This is a genomic window from Micromonospora sp. NPDC002717, from assembly GCF_040295705.1.
GTDB lineage: Bacteria > Actinomycetota > Actinomycetes > Mycobacteriales > Micromonosporaceae > Micromonospora.
Window position 1 is genome coordinate 120,025 of record NZ_JBEOVW010000018.1, and the last position, 13,017, is coordinate 133,041.

Here is a 13,017-nt window from a genome sequence, read left to right on the forward strand (position 1 = left end):
ACGTCAGTCACTCCACAGATGGAAGGGATGGTTTCGGGGTTTCGGCGCCTCGCCGGCGGCGCCGCACTCTTCACGTCCCTGTGTGCACGTATTGAGGAGCCTGCGTGGATCAATCGCTGGCGAAATTGATACGAAGGGTTTCTGTCGATGATCGGCGGCGCGGTACACGGCCGCGGAGCACCGCCAGCCGCGCGTAACCCCAGTCACCGCAGTCGGCAACCGTCCGCAGCGCCCACCGCATGCGCTCCGCGGCTTCTTTCGGATGCTCACCGAACTCGTACGCGACCTCGGCTACGCAGCCGGCGAGCCGGCGGCGCACGAGTTCGCCAGCGATTGCCCGGCGCACCTGCTGGCGATCGGGATGCTGCGACGGCTGTAGCGCCGACGCGAACAGAGCTTCGGCGAGCAGCACGGTCCGGTACCTCAGCATTGCGTCACCTCCTCACTGCCGGCCACGCACCGCGATCCCCCGTGCGCCCCGCCGAACCGTCCCGCCACGGCAGATCGCGGCCGAAGACGGCGTACGCTCGCGGGTCGCCGGGATAGCGCAGCCCGCGGCGCAGGTCACGGAATCCCATCCGCCGATACAACCGCCACGCCCGCGACCGCCCGTCGGCCGTCTCCGCCGTCGACAGCACCACCGTCCGCGTCCCGGCCGACGACAACATGCCTCGCAGCATTGCCTCACCCAGCCCTCTGCCCTGACAGGCCGGACGGACCTGAAGCTCCGATACGGTGCAGGCGCCGTCGAGCCACCGCCTGCGATCGGCGACGACCGGCATCGCGCCGGCGACCCAGTCCCGCCACCACTGGCCGGGCTGGCACAGATAGCCGTAGCCGAACCCGACGATGTCGTCCAGCGGCCCCAGAACGGCCACCGCCCGGAACCCCGGCATCGTCAGGTCCTCGACCAACTGCCGACCGCTACCTTCCCGCATCGCCGGGCCATAGCCCATCGCCTCGGCAAGGACATCGATCGCCTCGTCCGCCCGGATGGCGAACTGCTCGGGCGTCCACACGACCAGGCGGTCCCTCATCGCATCTGGCACCGGTACCTCCGACAGGTCGGGCAGTGGCGGCTGACCGTCGACCGGGTGAAGGCCACCGGGCGGCTGCCGCACGCCTCACAGACCAGCGACAGGACCTGCCGGCCACGCCTGCTGCCGGTAAACCAGGACGCGCCACGGACCACGCCGACGTCACCAAAGTGGATGGCGTCATCGAGGCATTGATCGCGTACGGGGCAGACGATGCAGCGTTGCACGGCTTTCTGCCACATCAGGCGGGACTCGAACCACGACGGGTCCAGCCCCCTGCATTCGGCTTGCTCCCACCACGACTGGTGGGGCTTCGTGATTTGTAGTGCCGTCATACTCCCCAATACGGGCAGGACCAGCCCGTGGATCAGTTCAGACCGATCCTTGAAGCGCCTCGGGTTCGACGGAGGCGGTGATCATCGCGCGGGGGCTACATCGACGCGCAGAAGCGCGCTCACACGGGCCCGTTGAATCCGTCCGACCCGCGGTCGCTGTGGTGGATGAACTGACCGTCGCGGACATCGCGGGACCAGATCCCGTATTCGAGGGCGGCGAGGATGAGGTCGGTGTCGCAGCGGTCGGAGGTCTTCCACCCGACGATCCGGCGGGAGAAGGCGTCGCGGACCGCGGCCAACCAGAACACGCCTTCATCGCACGGGATGCGGTGGCATCGGCGACCCAGAGTCGGTTCGGCCCGGTCGCGGCGTTTGACGCAAGATCGCCACTCATAATACCGAGTGACGACGAAAGACCTGGGCAGGGACGGCTTGACAGGGCATTTGTCCGAGGCGTACCCCTGATCGGCCTGCACATCTCACGAACCCGCCGCCCGTCGACGACCTGTTCGACGTGGCCTTCGAGGCGGCCGACGACGGCTGATTGGCGATCCTCGGTGGTAGCGGCCAGGAGATGGCGCGTCGAGGGCACGTCGCGCCCGTTGTGAACCAGGAGTCAGGTGCGTCCGTAGCTACGTCGTGAACCTCGTTGACGTACTGCCAGAGGGGCTGCGGCGGCGGGTGGAACGGGCGGGTTGTGCCGGAGGTAACCGGCACAACCTTCCTCCCTCGCGTCCCTTCCGTCCCACGCCGCGACCTCGAATTCGCCGAGAACAAATGCCCGGATTCGCGCCTGCCTGCGCCTGGTCGTTGTCATCGTCCCGCACCCAACGCCAGCTGACCACCGGCATCCGGCACCGCCGGCCAAGACACCGGTCGAAGTCCACCGAACCCACCATGCTAATTCGTATTGGCATCGGAGCGGTGCTGACCGTGGAATGGTTCAGCCCCCGAAGGCTGCGGCGCCGCGAATCGATCGGTGCCGTCATTACCACCGCACGGGTGCCCATCCACTCATCCGGTCGGCGCTGGTGGCCTGCTGGTCACCGGTGCAGCGCTGGGCCGGACACCTCTCATCCGGACTGGTCTGAGTCAAGTTGCTCGCCGTGCTGAGGGTTTGCATCTTGTCGGCGTCTGGAACAGCCAACATTGACTAGATCTGAGCGAGCTGTTTTTGGGCCTCGCGTGCGATCTCCACTCGGTTGCGGACGTTGAGCTTCCTCAAGATGTGGGCGACGTGCGTCTCCACGGTACGCCGCGACAGCACCAGTCGCTGGGCGATCTCCGGATTGGACAACCCCTGCACCAGCCGGCGGGCCACCTCGCGCTCGGCCGGCGTCAGCGCCTCCCAACCCGTGGTGACCTTGCGGTGAGTCGATCGAGATCCCCGGCGTACGCCAAACTGGCGCAGCCTGGACTCCAGCCGACGTAGGTCCGGCCAGGCGCCCAACCCCTGATAGATCGTCACGGCCCGAACGAACGCGTTCCTGGCTTCCGGCAGGTCTCCTCGGTGCCCCAACCGGACGGCGGCCTCCTGCAGCGCGAACGCCACCCGTGGCAGCGCATGGATGCTGTCGAAATACTCCGCCGCCGCCAGCAGTGGCTGCGGATCATCCGACACAAGTGCCTGGCAGACGTTTGCTGCCGCCACAACCTGTGGCGCATCGCTGTTCTTGGCATCCAGGTCGGCGGCCCGGGCAGCCGCTGCGGCGAGATCGGTGCGGTCGGCGGCCAAGGCCAGCCGCACGAACTCCATCAGTGTCTCCCAACGACTGTATTGGGTGCGCTGGGAGTACTGCTCCTCCAGCCACGGGGCCATCAGCGCCACCGCCGCAGGGAGATCACCGTCGGCCTCGACCAACAGTGCCTGCGCCTCGATCAACGACTGGGCGTTCAGGCGCAGCACTCCGCTCGTGTACTGGACGTGCGCCACCGAGGCCAGATAGGCCTCGGCCTCCTCTCGCTGCCCCCGCCGCGCATGGATCAATGCCGCCGCCCCACGCACCCGCAACAGATGCTGAATGTGCCCGACGTCGCTCATCGCGTCCACATACAAGAGCGACTGGTCCCAATCACCCTTGTGCAGGAACTGTTCGGCCGCGACAAGCTGCGTTTGAAGGACACGTGTGGTCGCACCAGCGCTCTCGGCGAGCGCCGACGTGGCCGACAGCGCCGTGGCGAACTCCCCGTACCGGTAAAGGTTGGCGAGCAGCGCCACCCGGTTGACCATGAGGAGAAGCCGAACATCCATCGACTCCATGTCGCCCCCGACAACCACGGAAAGACCGCGCTCGGCGAGCTCCAGCGCCTCGCTGTAGCCAGGCGCGTCAACCATCAGGGCCACCAACGCCCACCCGACCGAGACCGGGTCGTCGCAGGCCTCCCCCTCGCTGATCGCCGACTGGGCATGGACCCTCCCGGCCTCCCGGTTGTCGCTGAAGAGAAGATCGGAGGCGAGCAGGGCACGCAGTCGGCTGCGCCACGGCGGCACCAGGTCAGGTCGATCTAGCACCTCCGAGATGAGGGACCAGTCCCGCTCAGATTGACCGGACATACCGAATCCCCGCGCCAGGTTCCACGCCACTTCCCCGACAAGGGCTGGGTCCGACACGGTTCGAAGGGCCTCCGTGCCCAGAGCCACGAGGTCGTCTAGACGATGCTGCAACCGGAGCACGGTGGTAAGCCGGGCGAGGTAGACATCACGCCGCGGGTCACCAGGGTGAACAGCCGTCAGCGCTCGCTGGAGGAGATCCGCGGCGATCAGGGGTGCCGCGTACAACGCGGCCGCGGGCAGGTCGGCCAGCCAATCCAGCATCCATCCTTCGGGCCTTTCCGACGTGGCCAGGAGGTGTCTCGCGACCCGATCCCATGGGGCGCCCGCTTCCGCGAGGACCTTGGCCGCATGGCCGTGCATACCGTCGCGAACCGCCGCTGGCGTTTCCTTCTTCAGCACCTCGGCTATGAGCGGATGACGAAACGACAGCCCGGCGTCGGAGTCGGCGAGCACGCCAGCCTCCACGGCTTCGCTCACCGCGTCGACCAGGGTGGGGACGGGGCGGTTCGACACCAACGCGAGGTCGTGCATCGAGAAATGGGTTCCGAGTAGGGCACAGCTGCGCAAGGTTGCTCGCGTCGGCCGGGGAAGGAAGTCCAGTCTCCGGCTGATGGCGGCCGCCACCGACGCCGGCGGCTCGCCCTTCGGAGAGTCGAGCTCAGCGACATCGCGGGACACATGCACCTGCCCGTCCCGAACGAGGGCATTAAGCATCTCCCGCACGTACAAGGGGTTCCCCCCAGCCTTGGCCAGCGCCTCGGTCAATTCCGGCCCCGGCGACGCGGACAGCAGCGCGGTGACCATCGTGGTCACGTCAGGTGGTGCCAGCTCGTCGAGTCGGATCAACGGCGCGGCCAGCCGATCGATCACGACATCACGTAGGCGGTCTACCTCCTCACGCCGGGGAACGGGGCGGCACGCGCTGATGAGCACGAGGGGCGCTTGACTCGCGATGCTCGTCAATCTGTGCCACACCCCGAGGCTGGCGGCGTCAGCCCATTGAAGGTCGTCGATGGCCAGCACCACCGGTGCGTGAGTGGCCTCACGGTCGATCAACGCGAGTACTCGCTCGCTCGCTGCCAGCACCGCGTCTGTCCCGGAGCCGCGCCCTGCCAACAGCTCCGCGATCTCCGACCGGTACTCGTCCACCGTGTGCCCACCGAGGTCAAGACACTCTGCTATCACCTGCAGCGCAAACAACTGGGTCAGGCTGTCGGCCGTCCCATGGAAGACGCGCATGCCTAGGAAACGTGCATGCGCAAGCCCGGCGTTGAGCACCGCGGATTTGCCGATCCCGGGCTCGCCTTCGATCCAAACCCCTCCACCGCGACCCTCGGCAGCGTCACGGACAACACCGCGCAGAACATCGAGCTCCGCCCCGCGCCCGATGACCTCGTCGCCACTCATTACGGCATCGTACGCAGAGCGGCTATGGGCGGCCGTCCGCAACCATTGCAGTTGCAGGCGGTATCCGACCGGACACGAACATGCCACCGTTCGTACCCGAACCTGAGCCACCCCCGCATCATGGAGCTTCTTGATCATCTGATGGCCGTGGGGAGGAAGTCGTCCGAGCCAACCAAAGAAGTACCCCGATGAGCTACGCCAGCGCGTTGTGCGCTTGTACCTCGATTCGGACCCGAAGCCGGTCATCCGGCGCCTGGCCGAGCAGCTGGGCGTGCATCACGAGGCGTTGCGGAACTGGATCCGTCAGGCCGAGCCCGACGCCGGTGAGCGTCACGACCGGCCCACCAGCGAGATGGCCGAGGAGAACCGGCGGCTGCGCAAGGAAGTCGCCGAGCTGCGGCTGCGGCGGGGCACCACCTCCACATCGACACCCACGCGGCCGCCATGGGCCGCCCGCCACGCGGTCAGCACCGGCTCGATCAACGCCCACCGCTCATCCGACAAGTCCGACCGATATCCACGCCGCTGCACGTCCACGCCGCGATCAAAGATGCCCTCTAAAGGATCCAGCCCGACCGGCCGGGGCGACGGGTGGTGGTCACCGGTACCGTCGGCGCCTGCTCGCGCATGACGTAGAGGCCCCCCTCCACGTCGACGAGCAGCGTCCCGTGTGGACCGTAGATGACAGCGGTGACGTCGTAGCGGTACTGATGGAACGTCCGCTTCGCCTCCACGTTGCGCTCGTTGACCTCGCTCATCTCGGCCGCGTGGGCTTCGCCGTCCTCGCGCTCGACACCGAGGCCGTCGCCGTTCCAGCCGAGCTTCTTGATGCTGCCGGCGGGAGCGCCACCCTGCGGGCCGAACGAGAGCTCCCAGCCCGAGGACGAGTCGCCCTTGTTGATCGGGCCCGCCTCGTTCTGCTGGTATCGCCGGGCCTTCTGCTCGAAGGCCAGCGGTCGGCCATCCTTGTCGACATAGATCTCGGCCCGCCGGATGTTCAGGCCGAGAGTGATGCCGGTGCCCGGAACCTGGTAGCGGTGTTCGAGCAGTGGCTCGAGGCGAGGTCGCAGCATCATCTCGGACGCGTGGTGCGCCATCAAGCGGTCGAAATCGCTGCCACCGTGCACGCCAGGCACTCTCCAGGCGCCGTCGGTGCTCAGGTCCAGGCCCTGACGCAGCCGCGGCGGTTGGGTCGTCAGCGCCGCCCAGCGTTCGAATTCCCGGGCCGCCCGGTTCAGCCGCCACGGATGGACGTTGCGGTCATTGATCAGGTCGTTGTTCAGGTCGTTGTTCAACCGAGGCGGGGTGGGGCCGGACTCCACCCATCGAGGTACCGACCGGCCGGCGCCGGTCGGGGCCGGAGCCGGAGCCGGGCCCAGCCCCTGCCAGCTCCCCGGCTGTTCGGCCGTCGGCCGGGTCAGGTATCGCGGCACGATGAGCCGGACGTCCCCAGTGACCTGAATCTGCTCCTGCCAGCCGATCCCGGGGAGGTTGTGCCAGAGGTCGCGGACCGACCGTTCCAGGTGCGGCTGCCAGAGGCCGGCGAGCCAGGCGCCGCCGAACAGCACGTTGCGCGCTGAATCAAGCATGAACGTGACCGCTTGGGGCAGCTCCGTGGTCAGCGTCATCTCGATGGTGAAGTCCAACGGGTACTCGAACTCGTGCGACTTCTTGGGCCCGGTCCGGAAGATGTCCTTGGACTCGGACTGCATGCCGCGTTCACTGGACTCCGAGCTCTCCTGCCCGTAGTCAGCATGCCCGCCGAGGACCCTGCCCTGATCGTTCCATGCGCCACGGCCGGAGAAGGCTACCTCCCCACCCCACGACCATCCGGAGGTGTCCGTGTTGGACTGGGCGTCGTGCGTCTCGCCACGCAGGGTGAGGCTGACCTGCTCTCGCGGGCGGTCGCTGGACGGCGCGGCGGACGGGGTGGCGCTGACCCGCACCCACAGGTACTGCGTGGTGTGGTAAGGCGTCGGCACCGGGAACCAGCCGTACACGCCCTGGCCGGACAACGGAAGGTACTGCGGCTCCAGGTTCCGGGAGGAGAATCGCTTCACCAGCGCGCGCCGCAGGTGGTCGGGGATACCCTCGCCGGAGGCGAACAGGCCACGCTGCCGCAACCGTTGCAGGATCGTGTCCAGCACGGCGTTGGCCCGCAACCGCTCGGGGTGCCCCACGGCGGGCAACAACTCAGGGTCGATGATCTCGCGCGATGACGCCGAGTCCGGCGCCGGTGTCCGGGGACGGTACAGCCCGAGATCCTCGGCCGCACGATCGGTCGCCAGGAGATCCACCGCGTCGTCGACGTCCAGATAGACGGGAACGGTGGCCGTGGTCTCGCCGTCCTTGATGCGCAGGGCGATGACCTCGAAGACCACCCGGCCGTGATAGGCGTGGACGACGTCGTTGTAGGTGGCCCGGGTGATGTCGATGGCGCCATAGTCCTTGCCGTCCGAGCCGCCGAACGAAATCCCACCCTCGACGTAGAGGCCGCCGCCGAAACGGCCGCGCTCGTGGGCCTTGTCCGAGTCGCCGCTGTCCGAATCGCCCTTCTTCGCGTTCGTTGCGTGGTTGAGATACTGGCCCCCGACACCGGCCTTGCCGCCGAAGCTGAGCTCGCTGCTCGTCCCGGCGGCGTGACTGATCGCCGATTGCCGGTACTGCTCGAGTTCGACACCGTTCGCGCTGTCGATGCCGTCGTTGCTGTACTGGTATGCCAGACCCGCCGCGAAGAACCGCTCCCGGACCCGGATGACCTGCTGGTATCCGTCGTGGCCGGGCAGTTGCAGCTCCCACCCGTGCTCCTCGACCGCCTCCGGGAACCCGCCGGCCAGTTCCGTGCTCGCGCCGAGATCGAAGATCGCGTCGGGCCAGTTCATCGGCTCGTTGAACCACTCGTCGGAGAGGCCGTTCAACTGCTGGTACAGCCGCGCCGCGGTGGCCGGCAGCTCGGGTACGTACCGGAAGGCCGCATACAACCCGGCGCTGCCCTGGACGTCCAACGGCAGGTGCGGCGGTTGGTCAACCGGCGCCCACGCGGCCTCGGGTCGCGGGTTCGAGCGGGTCACGCCCGCGCCGTCGAGCTGCGCCGGCGTAATGGCCCGCTCCTCGCCGGTGCGCGGATCACGCGGCACATGCTCGACCGGTACCGCGATGTGGGTCGCCACCTCGCCGCCGCTTCCAGCACCGATCAACCAGGTCTCGCGGGGTCCCCAGCCGCTGTCCGTCTGCTCGCGGATCATGACCTCGAACACCGTGCGGTAGCGATGGTCGACGACGTGTCCGACGGTCTCGGTCCGGCGGTACTCCTGTACCACCTGGCTGAGCTCGTGCTCGTTTGCTCGTGCGTGCTCCGCCGTGACGCCGAGCCGCGGGAAGAACACCCTCCCCTGGTGTTCCGTCCCGCTCTCCGGCGCCTCCTCGTTCCGGTCGGACTGCTCCGTGCTGCGGCCCGCCGGATTCGACACCCGGCCACCCCACCGGCCGCTGAGGCTGCCCTCGGTCGACCGGGAACCCGACGTGGTGGCTCCGGTCAACGCGCGGGCATTGACCGTCATCGGGTATTCCGGACTGTCCAGCAGCTCCCTCCGGTGCTCGGTCACCATGACCTGGTACCGCTCGCGGCCGACCCGCACGGTGAACTTCTTTCCGGCCTGCGTCCGCGTCGGATCGGCCTCCATCGCGGCCCGACCCACCTTCGCCAGGATGGTGCGGCGCGCCACGGCGCCGATATCAACGCGCCCCGACTTCTGTCGCAGCACCGACTGCACCAGGTCGGCGACCTGTTCTGCCCCGGGCATGTTCGCCGCGATCCCCAGACCCTGGCCGCGCCGCATGGCCAGCGCCAGCGGCTCCCGGGGGGCCGGGCCAGCGGGGGGCACGTAGGAATGCCGCGCCTGCGGCGCCCAGGGCAGCGGCGGCGACAACCAGTTGCCGATGTCGCCTGCCGGTGCCGGAGCCGGTGGGGGGGCCGCGACGGCCGGCGTGATCAGCGCCCGCGGTCGCCCGGTACCCGGCCCACCGAATTCAGGGGTGAAGACCGCCCCGAAGACGCTGCGCTCGAACTGCTGCGCCTCGCTCAACGGCACGCCCAGCTCCCCGACCACCTGCCGGGTCACCGGTACCACCGAGGAATCGCCATACGTGGTCAACGTGACGTCGAACACCACCCGGTAACGAGCCTGGTCTTCCTTGCGGTTCAGCACCGTGTGGTTCAGGACCTTGCCGCCCACCTCCAGCGCGGACTCGCGTTCGGACTCGCCGCCGAAGCCGAACGAGAAGGCGCCGGTCGTCCTGTCGGCGGCCTCCTCCCGGCCACTCGGGTCGGTCGCCGCGTGGGTCAGTCCGAGAAGCGCCGCGTCCGCCGCGAGGCCGGTGCCGCTCGTACCCGACACCTCCTCCCCGGAGGTCGCGATCACCCCGAGGTCGTCCCGTACCGTGACGCCCTCGGTGATCTCCACCAGCTGCAACTCCCGCATGACCGCCCTCGTGGCGACGTAGCCGCGGAACCTGCCGACCGTGAGCCGCTCGTCGATCGTGTCCGTCATGTCCCCGTTCGACAGCATCCACCGACTACGGTTGCGGGTCGTCCGCTCGTTGAGCAGTTGGCGGGTGACCTTCGCGGCGACGCCAGCCGCGGTGTCGGCCGGCAGGGCGGCCGCCAATACCTGGTGCCAGCCGGTCACGAGTGGGGTCAGGTCGATCGCGTTGAGCACGTCGCGGGCCTGCGGCGTCGACCGCGCCGGCGGCTCGGGCGGCGACGGCGCGAGCTGAGCTGCCCGGTTCGACGCAGCGCTGCCGTTGGCGTACAGGGTCGGCAGGGAGACGTCGAGGAGGCCGGTCTCGGCCGGCGTTGACGGCCGTCCCCACTCGACGCCGTTCACGAAGACCTGGAACGACACCCCACTGGCGAACGACGTCGACGCGGTCACGAACATCTTCCGGCCCCAGATGACCCGGGTCTCCTGGGACATCGCGTGTTGGCGATCGCCCTTGACCGACACCGTGGGGAGTCCCGCGATCAACCTGGACGCTCGCCCGGTCGAGATGTCGAAGGTTTCCTCCAGCCCACCGTCGGACTTACGCCCGCTGGACACGGACGTGTCGTTGCCGACCTTCGTCGAACCGAAGGAGACTCCGAATACCCGCGGGCCGCCGGCATTGCCGGCGGGCGCCGGTCGCGGACCGTGCGGCACGGGACGGATCCACACCAGCCGGCCGCCCGCACTGAGCGTCTCTCCGGAGAACAGCGCCTGCTCCCAGCGTTCACGGTGTTCCCCGACGGCACGGGAGTCCCGCTGGTCCGGTGCCGTCAGCAGCGTGTGCAGCGCCGCCGACACCCGCGCGCGGATGGCCGCCTCCTGCGTGGCGGTGCCCAGGTCCAGCCGGTCGGTCGTGCCCATCTCGATGTCGTCGGCTCCCCCGGTCGGCCACCCTGACGGCAGGTCGTCCATCAACTGTGCAACGGTCTCCGTCACCTGCTGCGGCGTCAGGTGCCGCACCGCCGAGACGCTCAGCTCACCGAGGGCACCGTCGGCGAAGTACCACGGCGTTGCCGGCTCGGGCTCCCTGGCCTTCCCCTTGGCCGCCGCCCCAGTGGCGTTGGCTTGATCCCGCTCCTCGACCGCACGCTCCCAGACCGTACGCGCATCGGACGCCGCATTCCGGGCGCGGTCGAGCCGCCCCTGGGAGCGTGCGACGTTCCGCTCCAACCGGGTCCGTTCCGCCGTACGCGCCGCCGCGTCGACCGCGTCCGCCAGCTCGGCCTGACGCCACGTCTCCGCCTGCCGCTCCGCGTTGTCGGCGTCCCGCCGCTCCGCCTCGACGCGCTCGCGTTCCTCCTCGACCGCCCGCAGGTCGGCCCGCTGCCGCTCGTCCTCCTGCCGCCGCGCGTCCTCGTCCGCCCGTACCCGTTCGGCCTCCGCCAGTTCGGCTTCCCGCCGGCCCTCCTCCCACCGCCGCTGCGCCTGCTCGGCCAACTGGTCGTCGGCGCGCTGCTCGTCCTGCCGGATCTTCGCCGCCTCCGCGGCCAGCTCGCGCTCCCGGGCGCGCCATTGCGCTGCCGCGGCGGCCGCGCGCCGTTGCTGCTCCCGCTCCGCCGCCAGGTGCTGCTGCCCGGGGTCCTGGTCCGCCAGCTGTCGCTGCGCCTCATCCGCCGCGGCCCGCGCCTCCTGCTCCTGGCGCCGTTGCTCCTGCCGGTCGGCCTCTGTCCGCGCGGCATCGCGTACTGCCTTCCGGACCGCCAGCGCCCGCTGTACGCCCTGCCACGTGTCCCACCGCTCCTGCTCGTCTCTCCGGGCCTGTTCGCGTGCCGCCGCCCGCTCGCGTACCTCCTGGCTCGCCACCAGGCGCTGCGCCGCCCGGGTAGCTGCCTCCTGCCGGGCCACCTCCCGCTCATCGGCCCGCTGGGCCGCGAGCTGCTCGGCAGCCTCCCGCGCCGCGTCCCGCTGCCGGATCCGCTCCGCCGCGCGGTCCGCCGCCGCTGCCCCGCCGGCCCGCAACCCCTGTAGGCCGTCCGTCCACTGCTGTACCGCCGTCCGCCAGTCCGCCTCCCGGGTGGCGGCGTCCTGCTCCAGCGCCTGTCGCCTCCGGTCAGCCACCCGCACGGCCCGCCCCAGCAACTGGTGCCCGCGCCGTTCCACTGTTCCGCGCTGCCGTTCCAGCTCAGCGACCCGGTCCTGGGCCCTGGTGAGCCGCTCCCACGCCGCACGCTCCACCGCTTGCGCGGCATTACCGCTGGCAGGCGTCTCACCGCCGTTGGTCGGGGTCTCATCGGCGCTGGTCGGAGTCTGCGTCACGCGCGCCGGTGGCACGGCCGCGCGGGCGTCGACCTGGCGCGCCAGGGCCTCCCGAGCGGTGGACAGCTCGCTCCGCGCTGCGGCGAGGTCACTCTCGACGGCAGCGGTCGTGTCCCGGATACTGGCCAGTTCCCGGGTCAGCCGTTCGACCTCCGGCGGGTTCCCGACCGGCGTCGCCTCCACGTCGCCGCCCTTGCCGTCAATGCTGCTGCCCGTCGCGGGTGACGCGGGGCCGCTACCCCCGTCCACACCGGCCAGATCCACGGCGTCGACCGGGCCATCCACGGAGCCGGCTTGGGGGCCCCATTCCATCGCCGCCGGCCGACCAGGCAACGAACCGGGCGACAGGTCCAAAGACTCAGACTCAGACTCCGAGCCGGACGGCTCTGACCCGGACGGCTCTGACCCGGACGGCTCTGACCCGGACGGCTCTGACCCAGACTCAGACTCTGACCCGGACGGCTCTGACCCGGACGACTCTGACCCGGACGACCCAACCGGCCGCGCCAACGTGGGAGCCACAAACGACTCCTTCACCGCCAGAAACTCGCGGATCTCCCAGTCCGTGAACCCAGGCTCGTGGAGACGAGCATCACCGACCGGCCTGGTCCTCTTCAGGAAAGCATCAGGCGAATCAGGGTGCGGAATCCCAGCGTAATGCTTGAACTCATGCCCATACCAGTCAGGAGGAAGCCCCTCAAACCAACGGCCCTGCGTGTGCCGACCCGCCGACTCATCAGCACTGATCCACACATCCTCGCTCTCCTGCAGAGCACTACCTTTACGGCCGCTGAGCCGCACCCGCGTCCGGACATCCCTGTGGGGCACCGGATCGAACACCACCTCGACCCGCGGCCCACCCCCAACCCCCACAGCCCGGTTGG

6 protein-coding genes and 2 pseudogenes are annotated in these 13,017 nt (G+C 69.4%); 1 reads left to right on the forward strand and 7 read right to left on the reverse strand.

What is annotated here, in order from left to right; all coding sequences use genetic code 11:
• Positions 1 to 109: 109 nt before the first annotated feature.
• The 5 genes from ABT006_RS24630 to ABT006_RS24650 form a co-directional block, all read right to left on the reverse strand.
• Positions 110 to 430 (reverse strand): hypothetical protein, encoded by a 321-nt coding sequence (locus ABT006_RS24630; RefSeq protein ID WP_350710009.1) that lies wholly within the window; start codon positions 428 to 430, stop codon positions 110 to 112.
• A gap of 4 nt (positions 431 to 434) precedes the next feature.
• Entirely contained in the window at positions 435 to 1,019 is a 585-nt protein-coding gene (locus tag ABT006_RS24635; RefSeq protein ID WP_350710010.1) for a GNAT family N-acetyltransferase, read from the reverse strand.
• A 14-nt stretch (positions 1,020 to 1,033) separates the two neighbouring features.
• A complete protein-coding gene (locus ABT006_RS24640; RefSeq protein WP_350710012.1) occupies positions 1,034 to 1,372 on the reverse strand; it encodes a WhiB family transcriptional regulator in 339 nt (112 codons plus the stop codon).
• A 119-nt stretch (positions 1,373 to 1,491) separates the two neighbouring features.
• Positions 1,492 to 1,680, reverse strand: a complete 189-nt coding sequence (locus ABT006_RS24645) for a DDE-type integrase/transposase/recombinase (protein WP_350710021.1) — start codon at positions 1,678 to 1,680, stop codon at positions 1,492 to 1,494.
• A gap of 845 nt (positions 1,681 to 2,525) precedes the next feature.
• Positions 2,526 to 5,333 (reverse strand): ATP-binding protein, encoded by a 2,808-nt coding sequence (locus tag ABT006_RS24650; RefSeq protein ID WP_350710014.1) that lies wholly within the window; start codon positions 5,331 to 5,333, stop codon positions 2,526 to 2,528.
• 208 nt (positions 5,334 to 5,541) lie between these two features.
• Here ABT006_RS24650 and ABT006_RS24655 point away from each other — a divergent pair.
• Positions 5,542 to 5,664 (forward strand): annotated as a pseudogene (locus ABT006_RS24655) (transposase); the annotation flags it as partial.
• A gap of 116 nt (positions 5,665 to 5,780) precedes the next feature.
• Here ABT006_RS24655 and ABT006_RS24660 read toward each other — a convergent pair.
• Both ABT006_RS24660 and ABT006_RS24665 read right to left on the reverse strand, forming a co-directional pair.
• Positions 5,781 to 5,864, reverse strand: a pseudogene (locus tag ABT006_RS24660) (IS5 family transposase); the annotation flags it as partial.
• Between the two features lie 26 nt (positions 5,865 to 5,890).
• Positions 5,891 to 12,973, reverse strand: a complete 7,083-nt coding sequence (locus ABT006_RS24665) for a coiled-coil domain-containing protein (RefSeq protein WP_350710016.1) — start codon at positions 12,971 to 12,973, stop codon at positions 5,891 to 5,893.
• Between the last annotated feature and the right edge of the window lie 44 nt (positions 12,974 to 13,017).

What these genes read in the sequence shown, in the direction of transcription:
- ABT006_RS24630 (WP_350710009.1), bottom strand. Translation starts at nt 430, where the DNA reads ATGCTGAGGTACCGGACCGTGCTGCTCGCCGAAGCTCTGTTCGCGTCG.
- ABT006_RS24650 (WP_350710014.1), bottom strand. Translation starts at nt 5,333, where the DNA reads ATGAGTGGCGACGAGGTCATCGGGCGCGGGGCGGAGCTCGATGTTCTG.
- ABT006_RS24640 (WP_350710012.1), bottom strand. Translation starts at nt 1,372, where the DNA reads ATGACGGCACTACAAATCACGAAGCCCCACCAGTCGTGGTGGGAGCAA.